Here is a 16,187-nt window from a genome sequence, read left to right as displayed (position 1 = left end):
GACTGGATGTAGAGGGAGTGGATAGATATGTTTGAGCTGGGAGTAAATATTTCCTTAACTTTACTTTTTGGCTGGTCTTTAGTTTGGGTTTTCCTTGCCTGGGGATTGGGAGTTGCCAACTTTGCGCAGGCACATGACAAGTTTGTAAGCTGGTTGGGCTATTGTGTTTGGGGCTTGTTAATTTTGCTGCATTTTTATGCAATATATGCTTTGTGGATGAATCTATTCCCGGCCTATTGGATGGTTATTATTCTGTTCATATCACATTTGCTCTTTGGATTTGTTTTTGGTCGAAACCTCAGTGCTCGTTAAGAGCTCAAGTGAGATTTACCGAAGTGTACTTGCCCCTAACATGGATCTTTTCCCTCTCCACACAGAAGTGACTACCAAATATGACTATGCTCCGGTAAAGCTGAGTAGCCAGTTTCCAAACCTGCTACTCAGCTTGTATAGCGATATCTAGGGACCTTGATTAACTAACAGCAGCTGCTCTAATTGCCGAGAGAAAGAAGTCTTTTGGATCGAACATCTCTAGGCTGCCGACAATATAGTCGGCACTTCCAAGCGTACTCTCACTTCCTACACCGACAGCAGTCATTCCCTGTGCGGCCTTGATAGCGGTAACACCGGCTGCGGCATCTTCAAAGGCAATGCAGAATTCAGCTTCAACCTGCAGGCCTTGTGCGGCTGCGAGAAAAATTTCCGGAGACGGTTTGGGGGCTGATTGCTCCGGGTCTGCAATGTATGAGAAGAAATCTGATATCCCCAAAGCTTGCAAAACGGCCGGAGCATTTTTACTTGCGGAGGCCAGAGCGATGGGAATTTTTCTCTCGTATAGCCAAGCCAGGAGTTTACCTGCCCCTGGCAGAAGATCTTCTGGCGAGAGGCTGCGAATCAATTCCTGATAGCGACTATTTTTACGGGAGGCCAGGGCGAGCTTTGCTTCCTCACTGAAATTACCGCTCTCCCTCCCGAGAATGACTTCCAGAGAGGCCATTCTTTCAAGTCCCTTTAGTTTTTCCTCTGTGTCGTCAGCCCAGGGGCGTTGCAGGGCCTCAGCGAGTTGACGCCAGGCTTGCAAATGTAATCGGGCTGTATCTGCTATTACGCCATCCAGGTCAAAAATTGCCGCACGATAGATCATCAAGATACTTCCTCCATCGCTGCCATTTGGAAAGTTTGCTTTTGTCCGGCTGTGCTCAGCATTACTACCTCTTCGCCGTGATACAGGGTGATTGCCTCTCCGCTTACCAGGGTATAGCTGGCTTGAAGGCGATCGATTTCCAGGGCAAGCGTGCGACCGCAGAATTGAAGGCGGAAACGATAGCCGTCCATCCCGTCGGGCACGTAGGGATTAAAGTTCAGTTCGTTGCCGTGCAGGCGCATTCCAGCAAAACCTTGCACCATGCACATCCAGGTACCGCCCATGCATGCAGTATGAATACCATGCTGGGTATTATTGTGATGGTTATCCAGGTCCATACGCGCTACCTGCTGAAAATAGCTGAGAGCTTTTTCCGGATAACCGACTTCGCTGGCAATAATGCTGTGTATACATGCAGACAAGGTGGAGTCGTGGGTGGTGAGAGGCTCGTAAAAATCGAAATCGCGGCGCTTTTGCTCTACTGAAAATTCGGAACTTTGTAATAAAAGCCCAAGCACAACATCCGCCTGCTTACAAACTTGATGCCGATAGATAACCAGCGGGTGATAGTTCAGTAATAAGGGGTACTTTTCTTCAGGTGTCTCGGCAAAATTCCATACCGGCTTGTTCAGGAAGCCATCGTCCTGGGGATGGATACCTTCAGATTTGTCATAGGGAAGGTACATGGCCTCGGCTGCGCGGGCCCAGTTTGCAGGTTCTTCCGACTCCAGCTGGATTTTTTTAACCAAAGTTTGGCAGGCTTCCGGGTCGAAAGATTGTAGCCATTGGAAGACCTCTTCCGCATATTCCAGATGCGCACGAGCCATCAGGTTGGTGTAGAAATTGTTATCTACTAACGCGGTGTATTCGTCTGGTCCGGTGACTTCATTGATGCAGAATTGGTTGTTACGACGCGGATTGAAGTGGCCGATCTCCATCCACATCCGCGCGCCTTCAATGACTACTTCCGCACCTTTATCTCGTAGGAAATCAGTATCGCCAGTTACCCGGCAGTAGTTACGTACCGCATAGGCGATATCTGCATTGATATGGTATTGGGCGGTACCGGCGGGATAGTAGGCTGAACACTCTTCGCCACCAATTGTTCGCCATGGGAAGAGGGCACCTTTTTGAATGGCCATCTGCCGCGCGCGGGAACGTGCAGACTCCAGAATTGAGTGCCGGTATTCCAAAAGTCCTTTTGCCAATTGTGGCTGGGTATAAAGGAAAAATGGCAACACATAGATTTCTGTATCCCAGAAATAGTGGCCGTCGTAGCCGTCACCGGATAGGCCTTTCGCAGCAATATTAGTGCGCCCATCCCTACCCAGTGATTGGAATAAGTGAAACAGGTTAAAGCGAATCCCCTGTTGCAAGGCATCGTTGCCGCTGACCTGGATATCCGATTCCCGCCAAAAATTCTTCATTTCCAAGTGTTGAGCTTGAGCATGTTCTGTAAAACTATTACTCGCACAACGTTGAAGGTAGTTTTGTACCTGTGAGGCGGTTAAAGGTGCTTTGTTCTGCTCGGCAAAGTAGGCAACATATTTTGTGAGGCGAATTGGGGTATTCCGGTGCGCGCTAAAGCGGTAATCCACCGAGACGCAATCTTCACTGCGGAGATTGCTGGAGGTGAAATCATTATTACTTTCACAGTGGTGTAGTGCCCCACTACAGATAGAGAAGCCGCTGCTTTTAACGAATAATGGCAAAGCGAGATAGTCGCCATCGGCAGTACTTTCAAGCCACTCAATATCTCCACTATCTATAGGTGAGGCTATGCGGGGATCATCACTGCGATCCGCCTGGGCCAAGTCTCCGTCCAAGCGAGATTGCAAGCGTATTTCGCCATCAAAATCGAGGGGAGTTATTTCCAGGCTGACGATAAGCAGGTGTTTTTCACTCAGGGAGACCAGCCGCTGGGCGGTAAGCTCAATGGTCTTGCCGTGAGGTGAACGCCAGGTCAGCGTTCGTTTGGATATGGCGGTGGAGATATCCAGGTGGCGCTCATAATTGATCAGCTCGCCTTCTGCCAAGCTGAAGCGCTCACCGTCAATCCAAATGTGAATCGATTTGCCATCCGGAACTGTCAGCATGCGCTGGTTGTTGCGAGCATAGCCGTAAGCGGATTCGCCGTAGCTGATCGGTTCACTGGCATAGACACCGTTGAGGTAGCAACCATCGGTGAATGGTTCCGGTTCATAGCCCTCTTCAAATGCGCCACGCAGACCGATATAGCCGTTACCGAGAGAGAAGAGGGTGGCGTTGAGGCAATAATCCTCGGGTTGGAAGCTATTTTCTACCAGGCTCCAGGGATGAATCTCGTGTTTGACTTGTTGTTCTTGCTTCATACCACATCACAGAATCAGTTATTTAGGTTCCCCCCAAGCGGTTGCTTTTCTTGGGCAGGCAGGTTTCAGTCTATCTCCAATTGATATTGTTTTGCAATCGATTGCAATTGTGAGCATGTAAAGGTTATAACCATGAATATCGACTGGATCTCATAAACAGATATATCCATAAGTGATTGATATTTATAAATAAAATAGTTTATTAGAGTGATGATCTGATTGGTTTTGTGACTGGATTGGAAGAAAGGTATCCACTTAATATTTCACATTAAATGCAATCGTTTGCATTAAGTGAGTACTTTAAGCAATACTGAGGCCTCAGGCGATGATCACACAGGTTTCATTAGCCTCACAAAATTAGATCAAAAAATGTACAATAACAGGCTGGTACGGCTTAGCGCCTGAGCCATAGACCGATGAAGAATTTGTTATGAATAATCAGCGCATACTGCTTTCCCTATTCGCCATTTATTTTGTGTTTGCCATTCTGCTAAACAGCGTGGGCACAGTAATCATGCAGGTAATCAATACTTATGGTGTGAGTAAATCTGCCGCCAGTGTATTGGAGGGTTTTAAGGATATCCCTATCGGTGTGGTTTCATTCCTGGTGGCTTCACAGTTGCCACGCTTGGGATTCAAGAAAGCGATGTTGATAGGTCTGGCGATTGTTGCTGTGGCTTGTACCTCTATGCCGATACTGCCGGGGTTCTGGACAGCCAAACTGCTGTTTCTGTCTGTTGGTGTCGCCTTCGCTTTGGTCAAAGTCGCTGTTTATTCAACCGTTGGTTTGCTTGCGAGAGATCGCAAAGAACATGCGAGCCTGCTAAATACCCTCGAGGGGGTTTTTATGGTGGGTGTGTTGGGGGGCTATTGGCTTTTTAGTGCGTTCATTGATTCCGCCAACCCTGGCTCAACTACCTGGTTAAGCGTCTACTGGGTATTGGCAGCTATTTGTGCTATCGCCTTCGTCCTGCTGTGGACTACTGAAATGAATGAATCGGGGACTCGTATTGAGGGGGCCAGCCCTCGTCAGGAGTTCCTGGCAATGATCAAGCTAATGGCCAAACCGCTGGTATATATCTATGTGATTTCTGTGTTTATCTATGTGCTGATTGAGCAGGGAATCGGCAGTTGGCTGCCTACATTTAACAATGAGATTCTTAAGCTGCCGGCTGCTATGAGTGTCCAGGCGGCCAGTATTTTCGCAGCAGGCTTGGCGATAGGGCGGCTCGGTGCGGGGGCTATCATGCGGCGTCTGCACTGGTACCCGGTTCTCAATGTCTGCCTGTTGGCAATGGCGCTGTTGGTAGTATTAACCTTGCCATTGTCGAGTAATGTCCAGCCAGATCCAGATATCAGCTGGCTCAATGCGCCGATAGCCGCATTTGTCCTCCCATTGATAGGCCTGTTTATGGCCCCCGTATATCCGGCGATCAACTCAGTGATGCTGAGCTCACTGCCTACACACCAACACTCCGCAATGACCGGGTTACTGGTGATTTTCTCTGCATTGGGGGGGACAACGGGCTCACTAATAACAGGAACCGTTTTTGAGGTATTCGATGGCCAGGTGGCTTTCTATCTGTCGCTGGTTCCTATTTCAGTGATTCTTATTAGCTTATTCTTCTTCCGTCGTGCAGTGGAGCGGCAGGTACCTGGTGAGCAGGCGCTACCGGCCAGCCCGGTGACCTGATCGAAATTTGTCCCTGTTTTACAAATATTTACCACACCCCTAAGATGGCGTATTTCCCGTGAACAAGGTGAAGTACGTCATGCCGAAGGATTCCTCCTCTCCCGTATCCATGTCAGATATTGCACGGTTGGCGGGAGTCTCAGAATCCACGGTTTCCCGCGCTCTGAACAATAATCCGCTGATCAACGAAAAGACCCGTGAGCGTATTCAGCAGATTGCGCGGAGCATGAATTACAAGATTAATGAGAGCGCGCGCAACCTGCGTTTGAAGCGTAGCCATACCATTTCAGTGGTGATCAATACCGGTTGCGCGGGTGGCCAGACGTTTTCCGATCCCTTTATGCTGGACATGATTGGTGCCATTGCCGATAAATTGGCACAGTACAAGTACGATTTGCTGTTCTCTAATAGTATTGCCAGCAATGACGATTGGCACTCCTACCTGATGGGTTCTCGTCGTGCCGATGGGGTCATAGTGATTGGCCAGGGCGTGGATGACAACCCGCTGCGGGAGTTACAGAAACTGGGAGATCCTCTAGTGGTTTGGGGGGCACCACCAAGCCGGGCTCGGAATACTGCATTGTAAGCAGTGACAACCAGATGGGGGGCACCAGGCAACTAAGCACCTGCTTAGCCTGGGGCGCAGAAAAGTTATCTTCTTGGGCGACACCGCTCACCCGGAAATCAATGGTCGCTACGAGGGGTACCGCACGGCACTGACTGATACTGGGCTGGGTAAAACTGAACGACAGATTCCGGTGTCTTTCTCTAGTGAGAGTGGTTACCAGACAATTATCGATTTGATTGGTCGGGAGGGGCTGACTTTCGATGGGGTATTCGCAGCCAGTGACAGCATCGCCATGGGTGCAATCAAGGGCTTGCAGGCATTGGGCCATAGGGTGCCAGAAGATGTAGCGGTGGTGGGCTTTGATGATATTCCCATCGCGCCTTTCTATACCCCACCTCTCACTACTGTGCGCCAGAATATTCACCGCGCTGGCGAGTTGATGGTTGAGAAGGTTATGCGGCTTGTAGGGGGGCAAAGTGCTGAGCCAGAAGTTTTGCCCACTGAGCTGGTGGTGCGGGCTTCCTGTGGTGCAAACCCCGAATACCAGCCGGTTCAGGAGTTCTTCCAAGAGGGGCATGGTTAAAGTAACCTCTATTCCCTTATCTTTGCCAGTTATTACCCTCTCCTCAGAGGCTTCTCTACTTGGTCCCGCAATTGAGGCTCCGCAGAAACGGTGGAGTCCATTTATCACCTCTTAGGTGGATTCCTATCGTATTTTGGTGCCGTTGGTGTCCGATGCCTACAAGCTGGGCGTGATTACCAGCATCGCTGCTATGGCAGACATTGTACCCTCATAAATATGTTGGGTACTTAACAGCATTCGTTATATTTTCGGCTTATCTATACAAATTGCGGTTGATAAAAACACCTTATAAAAATCCTCAGCAGCATGTAACTCAATGTTTCAATTTCTAGGAAGGACATAGATTCAATTGCAACCAGGATTAGATAAGTAATATGAATGCGGGAATCATCTCCTTGAGCCACACTTTCGAGATAACTTTCCTATCAAGTTGATACTTTGGTAATTAATATGGCGGAAGAAAGAACGCCTCTCACAAAGACCCAATTCTTGGGCCTGACAGCGTTAAGCCTGGCTGTATTTCTCATTGCGAATGATTTCACTGCGTTCTCTGTGGCAATACCCGCCATGGAAAAAGAGTTTAATTCTGATATCACTACGGTCCAGTGGGTAATCAATGGTTATACCCTGGTTTTTGGTGTTCTAATTATTTCCGGTGGTCGTTTGGCAGACATGTTTGGGCGCCGACGAATATTCTTTATAGGTACCGCTATTTTTGTATTTTTCTCCCTTCTGGGCGGACTGGCTGTAGATGTTTGGATGCTATTGATTTCGCGAGCATTAATGGGTATCGGCGGAGCAATGATGTGGCCGGCGATACTGGGAATGATTTATGGTTTGATGCCCGAGGATCGCTCGGGTCTTGCTGGTGGCTTGATCATGGCGGTGTGCGGAGCATCAAATGCGATTGGCCCCATGCTGGGGGGGACACTGACAGATTTACTGAGTTGGCGTTGGATCTTCTTTATTAATGTACCTATAGCAATCTTGGCGTGCTTTGTCTGTTGGCGGGTTGTAGCTGATGACAGTCCTGAAGAGGTGCGTGAGCGTATAGATTATGCCGGAGTAACTGCTCTTACAGTTTCCTTATTTGGACTGCTGGTTGCCCTGGATCTCGCTGTGGATTTTGGTTTTAAGAGTCCGTTAATAGTAGCGCTGTTTTCGATATTTTTATTGTTTATAGGCTTATTTGTGATCATTGAGCGCAACGCTGGTAAGGATGCACTGATTCCTCAGGATGTAGCGAGTAACAGCAAATTCTTTGCTGCCGGTATTGCTACTCTACTACTTTCAGTGGTTTTCTTTGCCGCACTTTTGTATGTACCGCAATTTCTAACCAAGGTTCGCGGCTACTCGGCAATGGCGTCAGGTATGGGCTTATTGCCGATGATGATCGTATTTGGCTTGGTATCTTACGTTTCAGGAAGTTTGTATGAACGGTTAGGGGCCAAGGTAATCGTTTCTGCCGGAACGGTGTGTATGTGTGCCGGAATGTTTATGTTGTCACACCTACATGAAGACACCCAATATTCCAGTATGATTCCCGGACTAATGATACTGGGAACCGGTATAGGGCTCTTTTATTCAACCATTACCACAGCTGCAATTACTGTTGTTGATCCATCCAGGTCAAGCCTGGCCGGGGCGATTCTCTATATGTTCCAAATTGCTGGTGGTGCTCTCGGATTGGGAATGAATACCACTATTGTAGTTATGGCACCGGATTTACCAACAGGTATAGACCGTGCATTTACAGTCAATGCTTACTTGGCTCTGGCGGGATTGATAGTTTGTATTCTGTTTGTGAGTGGTAAAACTATAGAAGTGGAGATAGAGGAGGAAGGCATCCTTTAGCAATAGTAGAACTCCTTCCAAAGCCAACTATTAATTTACTTTTCTTTCGGCGGTGTCTAATTGAAAGTCGCTAATAATCGACGTGTATTAAAGTAAAATAACGTGATAGTTTGAATCCTGCCAAAACTATTAATTACCCCTTTGTGAGTGGCATGCGGCCACCCGCTGTAAGGGTGGCCTTCACGATGATTTATTGTTAGTAAAATCTAGTCACTATTGAGATATGTGTAAAGCAGATAATCATGGTACTCCTCATCTGATAATTCGGCATCTTCCTTCAGCTTCTTAATCAGTGCAATTTGTGCTGGATTATCAAAAGTTAAAGGTGCTTTTTTCAAACTTTTGGGTCTTGGCTTGATTCTTCCATCGGACCCCGAAAAATAGTACCAATCATGGGGGATTGCCACTTTTCGGTTATCATTCCCTTCGACTACTCTGGATGTTAAACCTTCGTGGTAGGTAATCATTCTCCCATCCCTCCCCCAGGTGGTCTTCCATGGTGAGAGAGATGGAATGGCTATCAGCCTTTCATCAAAACCGGAGTCTGTTAGCCAGCCTGCGGGATAAGCTATCAATCTTGAATCGCGTCCTTGATCGGATTCCCAGCCGGGGGTACTACAACCTTGCGGTAATCACTGCCTGCTTTGACATTTTTTCCCCACAGTCTGTTACCGTGTTCATCTACATCCCAATCCTTTGGAATTGCCACGCCGCGACCATCTCTTCCTTCAAAATACCCCCATTCACTATAGGGGTAGGAAATTATCCTTCCATCATCTCCTTCTTGTGTGTAAAAACCGCGGGGATAGGCAACAATTCGGCCATCCGAACCCTCGCGGTGATTCCACTCATGGGGAAAAGTGATCCAACGACCATCGCTGCCTTTCGCAATTCGCCAATCGGCAGGGTAATGGAGTACACGTCCATCCCAGTCATCTTGATGGTCATAATTCAATGTTTTCCAAAACGGAACATCTTCAGTATTGACATTTACACCAAGATGAACCGGCCCTGGCACTACAGCCTCAAAACCAAACTGAGCATTAACTGTGGAGGTAAAACAAAGGGAAATAAGTATGAGTAAAAGAGCTTTTCCATGCGGGGCTTTAATTTTCATAAAATTGCATTTCTAATCGTAAATTTTTTATTTATTCTTAATAGTGTGAAAATTTAGTCGATAGATAGGGTAGAGAAAGATCACATAAACCTATCATGTGGCTTTTTGGATAAAAATTCTCCTTGCTAGAGTTCATAAGGTAAAAAATCCACCCTAATATTGCATGCATAAATGCAGCAGGCAATAAGGAGTCGAACAATCGTACTTGATTTGTGGATAGGAATAGAAGAAACACGCTCAAGAATTAATATTCATAATTTTGTCTTTTGTCACGAAAGCCACATTTGTTCTTCTTTGGCAATTTCCCTCTCTAATGTCTCAACATCTTGATATTTAGGTGTGGGAAGGAGGGTAAATATTTAGGGGGTAAACTTTGCTTTGTATTTTTTAGAATGTTAGGGTTTAGAGATTTTTTGAAGGTCTTTCTGATAAATGATTTTTAGAAATTTCTGTTGTTGGTCTTTTGGATGCTGCAACTAGGGAAAATTTCTATTTGCCGTTTAATTTTTCCTTGGATGAGGGAGTAAGGTATGGTCGTTACGGATTGAAGAAAGGTTGCAGTACACAACGTCGCATAGTTTTAAATTATTGGGTGGGCAAAACTAATACTTACTGGGCTTTACTTAGCTACTCTTGCCCCAGATAGAATGCTTTGGCATTCTTCCAAAGTACTTTGCTGGATGCAGCTTCTCCCAATGTATCCTGAATTAATGTAATGTCTCCATACTTGAAGGGTCTTGGAGCTCTGGTGGAGGGGAGGTCAGATCCGAACATCAGGCATTCTGGGTTTGCTTTATATAAATCAGCAATAGCCGAGGCCGGTTGAAAATCTAGGCGTCCAAACCCTGTCGCTTTTACTCTTGCTCCTTGCTCAGCAAGCTGTAATACTGATTTGAAACCTGCTTTTCGTAGCCCTAGATGATCGATTGAAACCTTGGGCAGGGCCAGCAAGGTTTGAATGAGTGCATCTAATTGCTGTGAATCTATATATAGCTCGACATGCCATCCAGCAACCTCATAAATTCTTTGGGCAAAGGGTGTAATTTTGGAAATATCCTCTGAACCTCCACGCCTTAGGTTAAAGCGTACCGCACGAATACCGGCCTTATTTAAGCGAAGAATAGTATTATTGTCTGTACTTGATAATAATTGAGTTACTCCAACGTAGTTTTTTCCCAATCGTGCCAGGGCATCCAAAAGGTAGGTTTGATCCTGTTTTTGGAATGATCCAGAAACAACTGCACCACCAGCCAGTTCATAATTATCGAGCTTGCTTAGGTAATCAGCAGTAGTGAATGGCTCAGGGGTGAATCCCTGGTTTGAATAAAGAGGGAATCCTGGTGCGATAATATGTAGATGACTATCGAAAATTGTAATTCTACCTTGCTTCATGTTCCCATCTAATATCTTAGTATTTAGGTGATTTTTATAAGTTTAGTCTGCCTACATTTGTAGGTCTTGTCTATATGTAAGTTTGGCCCTCATTTAAAACTCTGAGGGCGCAAGACTAAACACTTCAATAGCTTTGATATTGCTTAGCATTGTTAATCTAGGCAATCTGGATTTGATGTTTTAAAAATATTGCCTGTCCATAGATTAATGCCTGTACAGTTTGTGTCGGAAAGATCCTGTAAATCAAAGGCATTATTATCTAGTGAGGTGTTTCCAGATATTTGATTGTTGGTGCTATTGAATCCAGATATATTTATTCCAGCACGATCTGAGAAACCGCTGGTTCCATTCTTGGTGACGAAATTTTGACTAACAATATTGTTTGATGCACCATCGGTTATTTCAATTCCATTGCTGTAGTTGTTGGTAACAAAATTTTGAGATACTGTTGTATGGTCTGCATTGACTTGGATTCCACTGGCACCATCAATGGCTCCTACAATGTGGTTGAGATTGACTAGGGTGAATTCTCCATTAATCGTTATTCCCTGATCACCAGCTGACTCTATATAATTTTGCAGTATTTTGTTTTTGTCGCCTCTTATATCAATTCCGTCGTCATTGCCAGTATCAATAATATGATTTCTTACAATGGTATTGCTGTCGCTATCAATAACGATGCCTTCCCTAGGGGAGCTTAATATTTTGATACCTTCTATTATGTGAAATCCATCACCCTCCAGATTTAAGCCGTCAGGGCAGTTAGTAATTGTCCCCCCGGAGACAAGCCCCGAAAATCCATTAACCAGAATGCCTGCAATACCATGCTGGCTGGCTGTGTCACATATAATTTCTCCATCTCCAACCATTTGTAAGTTTCCATTTGGGCCAAAAACAGTTAGTGCGTAGGGCGAATCTTGTGTCAATTCACAAGTAAGCGGCTCAGATAGCACAGTAGTGGAATTTATAACGTCGCCACATTCCACAGCAAAGACAAATGGCGATATGGCAAATACAGCAGCTAAAATAGATGATGTCTTACAAGTATCGATTAATGTTGAATGTTTGAATTTCACCTTGATGTCCCTCTCAGAGATGTAAATGGAAAGAAGTACTTGAGTGTCAATTTTGTCTTACATCATAGTTGAGCTGCTATTTTTCTTTAAATATCTATTCGATATAGTTTGAGTTTTATATATTCCCATACAGTTATCGTCTAAATATTTTTTCTGGGGGAGTGGTCGTTTGGCACTGTAAATTGGATCTATGATTGAGATGGTTGCGGTAGAGTCATATTTGCAAGTGAGCCCTTATGTATCGCTGTCGGGAAATACCTTTATAGTGAAATTCTTTATGAAAATTATTTTTTAAGATAATGATGAAATTGTGGTGTTTGAACGACTGATACTAATTTTTATTAAAAGCACATATTGAATTTAAGGGACCATTGCTTTGCCTCCGCAGTTTCTATAGATGATTCTTAAGTTGGCCAAAAAAACTGGTACTTTAGGGTGTCATGTTGTTCGGTCTAGGCCACTTGAGATGGTATTTATTTATGTTGTTGGTCCGAATGGATAAACAATTATTGTTTTAGGTTTCAACTAAGAATTACCCTGGTCCAAAGGCTATTTTGATCGCGTGGGTATCTTTTATCTGGTTAGCTCTCCGTTTTATCCTATAAATATAATTTTGAGTCCTCGTGGTTATACTGTTGTTTTTAGTCAGGTTGTATTGTTTCGATTCTCAAAAATGTAAAAATTGAAAGGCTGGATTTTTACCTAGTCTGAATCAAGTTAAGAGCGCAAAGGAAGTAATATGGGCTTGCTTAAAATTATACTGCCGCTTACAGCTACATTCTGGGTGGCGTGAATTGTGATCGCTTTACCTGCGATAGATGTAGATAGTTGGTAGGAAATGGATGTACTCGTTGAGCAAAATGCTAATTGCCCCCCCTGATCGGAAGGTCCAGCCAATCAGGGGATATGGCTAGTCTTTATATCGATTGAATCGCTCGTATTCGGTCTTTGTGAGCGCGTATTGATACAGAGATTTCAGGGGCAAAAATTTCCCATGAATGAATTACACCAGGGTGAACATGTAATTCTGTGCTGACCCCTGCATTACCTAGAAGTCCAGCATACTGAATATCTTCATCTCGAAAAATATCCAGCTCTCCAACATCGATATAGGCTGGCGGTAAGTTGGTGGCATCCTTTAAGCGTGCAGCTGCAGCATAAGGACTCACTTTGTTGGAACCAATGTCTTTGCCAAGGTAGGCTTGCCAGGCAGTAAGGTTGTCGTCAAAGGTCCAAAGCACAAAGGGAGCCAGACTGGGGTTGGATGTTGTGGTTCGATCATCTAGCATGGGGTAGATAAGGATTTGTTTCGAGATGGCAGGTCCACCGCGATCTCTACTCATAATGGCTAGTGCTGCTGCCAACCCACCACCCGCACTATCTCCCATCACCGCGATTCTAGTGGAATCGACCCCCATTGATTCAGCGTGCTTAACCAACCAGCTGAGTGCGGTGTAACAGTCTTCAATAGGTGTGGGGTAGGGGTGCTCGGGTGCTTTGCGGTAGTCGACGGAGAGGAATGGCACTCCACTATCAGAAACATACTTGGCAACGGCTTTATCGTATATTTCCACATCATTGTAAATTAAGCCGCCCCCATGGATATAGAGGATTGCAGGGCCTGGAGTGGAATCTCTTTTGTGATACCAGCGTAGCAGGAGGCTTGATTCATTTGAGGCCTTGACTAGAAAATCATCTTTTAACACGTCATTGGGCATTGGATAGGTATTAAATACCATTCTTAAAACCCCTTCACCGATTTCCCGCCTTGTAATGACATCTCCTGGAGGAATCGGCTCAATTGAGTCTATCAGATCTTGGTATTTTGCAGTCGCCTGAACGAATTCCGGATCAAATGTAAAAGCCATGATCGTTATCCTTATATTTAATCTGATGAAGTATAGATAACTCTAAGCAATTGATGAGCTTTAAGCCGAGCTTGGTATGCAAGTGGTAACCACATAAGATTGACTTGATTACGATCAAGGATTTAGCGGGTTTTGGATTGCCGATCGGGATAAGTATTTCGGCTTTGTTTATATAGAGAAAGAGATCGCGCAGGCACTTAGGTGTTCGGGTTCATTGGCTTATTGAGGTGTAAGAGATTGAGAGTTGCTTCAAGAATCTGGAAAGTATTATAGCCATAGCTGGAAGGTGGTGATGCTGTTGCTTATTCGACTGTGAATATCAACATTATTGGAGTGGAAGATCTTTTGCCCGGAATAATACTTGCTTACTGTAAGCAATCGCCACTGTCATCACATTACAAAAATGTTTCATTTGCGTATGTCTCTTTGCTAGAATCCGCGCCGACTTAAGATACAGCGATTTCATGGAGGATTTTGAATGAAAACCGTCGCTACATTTTGTGCAGCAATTCTGGCTGTTGCTACCGTAATTCCTACCCAGGCAAGTGCCACCTTTGAGCTTCCAAATTTTAGCCAATGCGCAAAGGTTGCAACTCAAAGTAATACTAACGATCGTGAGGTATACCGGTTTTTTTCTGATTTCTATTATGAAATAGAAGATAAAAGAGAGTATGCGATTACTGCCGTGAGGGAGTGGGCTGAGACTTATGCTCCTGGCTGCCTGGGATCAACTACTCCGGTTGCCCTTGAGGAAATCCAGTGTGACAACTTTGTTGGCGGCGCACCGGTGTGTCGTATAGAGAGTGACACAGGAGACTATGTGATATCGAAAGATTATGTAGACTCCACTAATGTAGTGCTCTCCAAACATGACGAGCAAAATTGGCCGCAAATCTATGCTTCCAAGGATATGGATATGCTATGGATAGCAAAGCCAGAGCTGTGTTATTCAGAGCTTTTAGAATCTGGAGGTGATTCACAAGCCTATTATCTGGATGCATATAATTACCGTTACTTTGGTGATTACCGCTATGTCTTAGCCCGAACAACTCGCGATTTGGTTCAAAACATAGCAGCTCAGCCTGGCCAGTGTATGTACGACACTGTGGGTGTTGAAGCCTATAAGATGGAGTGTTCAGAGACTTCCAAAGGCACCAAAGTGTGTGCTTCAAGGCATACCAACGGCGGTTTCTTTGTCTTTGTAAGTGATGACAACCATGGAATGCATGTTATTTTCAATCGCTGGGACTAGCATCAGGCTATGACTTTAAAAGGCTTCCCTTGCCAGGGGAGCCTTAATTTTATATCTGCCAACCTCTTTTCTTATCTCCTGTTTACCGCGCGCTTCATATCCCTTAGGTAACTAGAATGGTGTTAGTCCCGCCTTGATTGCGTTATGCGAAGGGACTTGCTTCTTTTCCAATCTGCTGATAATTTAAAAATGTGATCACATTTTTAATACACCCAAAAAATGTGACTAGAGTCATGTTTATGGGGAGGAATAGTAAGAAGGCAAAGGAATACGACTGATGCTCGATGGGATTATAAAAGCCTCTGCGGAACATAGTGTTAAGGTTGCCAGCTTGGTGGCTAAGCTGTTGCAGGCTCTTGTAGGTCATAAGCGGGAGATTGACTTAGAGCAGTTAACGGCTGTTTCCAAGAGCCTCCTGTCTGAAGGTAGTGGCTTCCATGTTTTCCTATATCTGGTTGAAGGTATTGAGGTTGGGGTAATTACTGTGTCACAGTCTGCAGCTATTTATGCTGGTGGGCACTATGGTGTGATTGAAGAGCTTTATGTTGAACCTGAATACCGCTCTAGATTGATCGGCAAGGCTTTGCTCAACAGGGTTGTGAGCTTTGCCAGGGAGCAGGAGTGGCCGCGACTGGAGGTAAGTACACCAGAGAAAGAGCACTGGCAGAGGACGATAGATTTTTACCGAAGAGAAGGGTTTGTCGATAATTCCATCGGGGAAAGACTGAAACTAAATTTGTGAAGTAAGAAAAACTCAGGGCCTGTGCTGGATAATCATCTGTTTATCTTCTTTCTGTTTATTGCTATTAAGTGTTGGCCTACAAAGTGAGGTCCTCTATTGCTATATTGAAGATCTTGCCGTTGTAATTTGACTTTTTGACGTAGAGGTTCGCATTGGTAGTTTTCTTTGGGGGAGCCTGAAATATGGTTTTGGAGCTATAGTATTCAAAAAAGAAGAGGTCAATAGAGTAAAATTTCAGGCTATAGCTAGAGTCAGGCTTTCTACTTGATTCATGCTGCCTTGCCCAATCAACTGAAAATGAATTTCTATCTGTTGTCAGCTTTGCGATCCGTGGAATAGTTACCGCAAAATTTATATATAACTACCTGTAAATTGTAAGTGGTATAAAGGAAGGAAACTGCCAGCATAACTTTTAGACGGCGAGTCGTTTTTGTTGTCGTTCTAAAATATATTTTTTCTGGATGAATGGCTAAGTGAAGCTGAATAGTGCAGATGGAGCTAATGTCTATGATAGAGGTATAGCGGGCCGTTGAGCTTTCGAGTTAGC

At 44.9% G+C, this 16,187-nt stretch carries 14 protein-coding genes; 7 read left to right on the top strand and 7 right to left on the bottom strand.

What is annotated here, in order from left to right; all coding sequences use genetic code 11:
- Nucleotides 1-27 precede the first annotated feature (27 nt).
- Nucleotides 28-312, top strand: coding sequence for a hypothetical protein (locus tag P3339_RS14420; protein ID WP_282950956.1), 285 nt, complete (start codon nucleotides 28-30; stop codon nucleotides 310-312).
- Between the two features lie 160 nt (nucleotides 313-472).
- On the opposite strand, the gene pgmB is transcribed toward P3339_RS14420, so the two are convergent.
- Nucleotides 473-1,144, bottom strand: coding sequence for a beta-phosphoglucomutase (pgmB, locus tag P3339_RS14415; protein WP_282953599.1), 672 nt, complete (start codon nucleotides 1,142-1,144; stop codon nucleotides 473-475).
- On the bottom strand, nucleotides 1,144-3,495 hold the full coding sequence (locus P3339_RS14410; RefSeq protein WP_282950955.1) for a glycoside hydrolase family 65 protein: 2,352 nt from the start codon (nucleotides 3,493-3,495) through the stop codon (nucleotides 1,144-1,146). Before P3339_RS14410 ends, pgmB begins: the two co-directional genes overlap by 1 nt.
- A 430-nt stretch (nucleotides 3,496-3,925) precedes the next feature.
- On the opposite strand from P3339_RS14410, the gene P3339_RS14405 reads away from it, so the two are divergent.
- The 4 genes from P3339_RS14405 (at nucleotide 3,926) to P3339_RS14390 (ending at nucleotide 8,193) form a co-directional block, all read left to right on the top strand.
- A complete protein-coding gene (locus P3339_RS14405) occupies nucleotides 3,926-5,188 on the top strand; it encodes an MFS transporter (protein WP_282950954.1) in 1,263 nt (420 codons plus the stop codon).
- Nucleotides 5,189-5,267: 79 nt separating this feature from the next.
- On the top strand, nucleotides 5,268-5,774 hold the full coding sequence (locus P3339_RS14400) for a LacI family DNA-binding transcriptional regulator (protein ID WP_282950953.1): 507 nt from the start codon (nucleotides 5,268-5,270) through the stop codon (nucleotides 5,772-5,774).
- A gap of 73 nt (nucleotides 5,775-5,847) precedes the next feature.
- A complete protein-coding gene (locus tag P3339_RS14395; protein ID WP_282950952.1) occupies nucleotides 5,848-6,339 on the top strand; it encodes a substrate-binding domain-containing protein in 492 nt (163 codons plus the stop codon).
- Nucleotides 6,340-6,789: 450 nt separating this feature from the next.
- Nucleotides 6,790-8,193 (top strand): MFS transporter, encoded by a 1,404-nt coding sequence (locus P3339_RS14390; protein ID WP_282950951.1) that lies wholly within the window; start codon nucleotides 6,790-6,792, stop codon nucleotides 8,191-8,193.
- A gap of 206 nt (nucleotides 8,194-8,399) precedes the next feature.
- Here P3339_RS14390 and P3339_RS14385 read toward each other — a convergent pair whose 3' ends face one another.
- The 5 genes from P3339_RS14385 to P3339_RS14365 all read right to left on the bottom strand — a co-directional run bounded on the left by P3339_RS14385 (nucleotide 8,400) and on the right by P3339_RS14365 (nucleotide 13,646).
- Nucleotides 8,400-8,768 (bottom strand): hypothetical protein, encoded by a 369-nt coding sequence (locus tag P3339_RS14385; protein WP_282950950.1) that lies wholly within the window; start codon nucleotides 8,766-8,768, stop codon nucleotides 8,400-8,402.
- Nucleotides 8,765-9,310: a hypothetical protein gene (locus P3339_RS14380; protein ID WP_282950949.1), complete on the bottom strand. Its 546-nt coding sequence runs from the start codon at nucleotides 9,308-9,310 to the stop codon at nucleotides 8,765-8,767. The genes P3339_RS14385 and P3339_RS14380 overlap by 4 nt, the downstream gene beginning before the upstream one ends.
- A 627-nt stretch (nucleotides 9,311-9,937) precedes the next feature.
- Nucleotides 9,938-10,702, bottom strand: a complete 765-nt coding sequence (locus P3339_RS14375) for an amidohydrolase family protein (RefSeq protein ID WP_282950948.1) — start codon at nucleotides 10,700-10,702, stop codon at nucleotides 9,938-9,940.
- A gap of 152 nt (nucleotides 10,703-10,854) precedes the next feature.
- Nucleotides 10,855-11,778 carry a right-handed parallel beta-helix repeat-containing protein gene (locus tag P3339_RS14370; protein WP_282950947.1) on the bottom strand — a complete coding sequence of 308 codons (924 nt, stop codon included), beginning with the start codon at nucleotides 11,776-11,778 and terminating at the stop codon, nucleotides 10,855-10,857.
- A gap of 917 nt (nucleotides 11,779-12,695) precedes the next feature.
- Nucleotides 12,696-13,646, bottom strand: a complete 951-nt coding sequence (locus P3339_RS14365; RefSeq protein ID WP_020414981.1) for an alpha/beta hydrolase — start codon at nucleotides 13,644-13,646, stop codon at nucleotides 12,696-12,698.
- A 478-nt stretch (nucleotides 13,647-14,124) separates the two neighbouring features.
- Here P3339_RS14365 and P3339_RS14360 point away from each other — a divergent pair, with 478 nt between their 5' ends.
- Together P3339_RS14360 and P3339_RS14355 are read left to right on the top strand one after the other, a co-directional pair.
- Nucleotides 14,125-14,898, top strand: a complete 774-nt coding sequence (locus tag P3339_RS14360; protein WP_282950946.1) for a hypothetical protein — start codon at nucleotides 14,125-14,127, stop codon at nucleotides 14,896-14,898.
- A 277-nt stretch (nucleotides 14,899-15,175) separates the two neighbouring features.
- The gene (locus tag P3339_RS14355; RefSeq protein WP_020414983.1) at nucleotides 15,176-15,640 is read left to right on the top strand and encodes a GNAT family N-acetyltransferase; all 465 of its coding nucleotides are present in this window, start codon (nucleotides 15,176-15,178) and stop codon (nucleotides 15,638-15,640) included.
- Nucleotides 15,641-16,187: the final 547 nt, after the last annotated feature.

This window comes from Microbulbifer sp. MLAF003 (assembly GCF_030012965.1).
Lineage (GTDB): Bacteria > Pseudomonadota > Gammaproteobacteria > Pseudomonadales > Cellvibrionaceae > Microbulbifer > Microbulbifer variabilis.
Note: the sequence above shows the minus strand (reverse complement) of the source record. Positions and strands in the feature narration are given on the sequence as shown.

Bases quoted from the DNA above. Each gene is read 5' to 3' on its own strand.
- P3339_RS14420 (WP_282950956.1), top strand. From the start codon at position 28: ATGTTTGAGCTGGGAGTAAATATTTCCTTAACTTTACTTTTTGGCTGG.
- pgmB (WP_282953599.1), bottom strand. From the start codon at position 1,144: ATGATCTATCGTGCGGCAATTTTTGACCTGGATGGCGTAATAGCAGAT.
- P3339_RS14410 (WP_282950955.1), bottom strand. From the start codon at position 3,495: ATGAAGCAAGAACAACAAGTCAAACACGAGATTCATCCCTGGAGCCTG.
- P3339_RS14405 (WP_282950954.1), top strand. From the start codon at position 3,926: ATGAATAATCAGCGCATACTGCTTTCCCTATTCGCCATTTATTTTGTG.
- P3339_RS14400 (WP_282950953.1), top strand. From the start codon at position 5,268: ATGCCGAAGGATTCCTCCTCTCCCGTATCCATGTCAGATATTGCACGG.
- P3339_RS14390 (WP_282950951.1), top strand. From the start codon at position 6,790: ATGGCGGAAGAAAGAACGCCTCTCACAAAGACCCAATTCTTGGGCCTG.
- P3339_RS14380 (WP_282950949.1), bottom strand. From the start codon at position 9,310: ATGAAAATTAAAGCCCCGCATGGAAAAGCTCTTTTACTCATACTTATT.
- P3339_RS14375 (WP_282950948.1), bottom strand. From the start codon at position 10,702: ATGAAGCAAGGTAGAATTACAATTTTCGATAGTCATCTACATATTATC.
- P3339_RS14365 (WP_020414981.1), bottom strand. From the start codon at position 13,646: ATGGCTTTTACATTTGATCCGGAATTCGTTCAGGCGACTGCAAAATAC.
- P3339_RS14360 (WP_282950946.1), top strand. From the start codon at position 14,125: ATGAAAACCGTCGCTACATTTTGTGCAGCAATTCTGGCTGTTGCTACC.
- P3339_RS14355 (WP_020414983.1), top strand. From the start codon at position 15,176: ATGCTCGATGGGATTATAAAAGCCTCTGCGGAACATAGTGTTAAGGTT.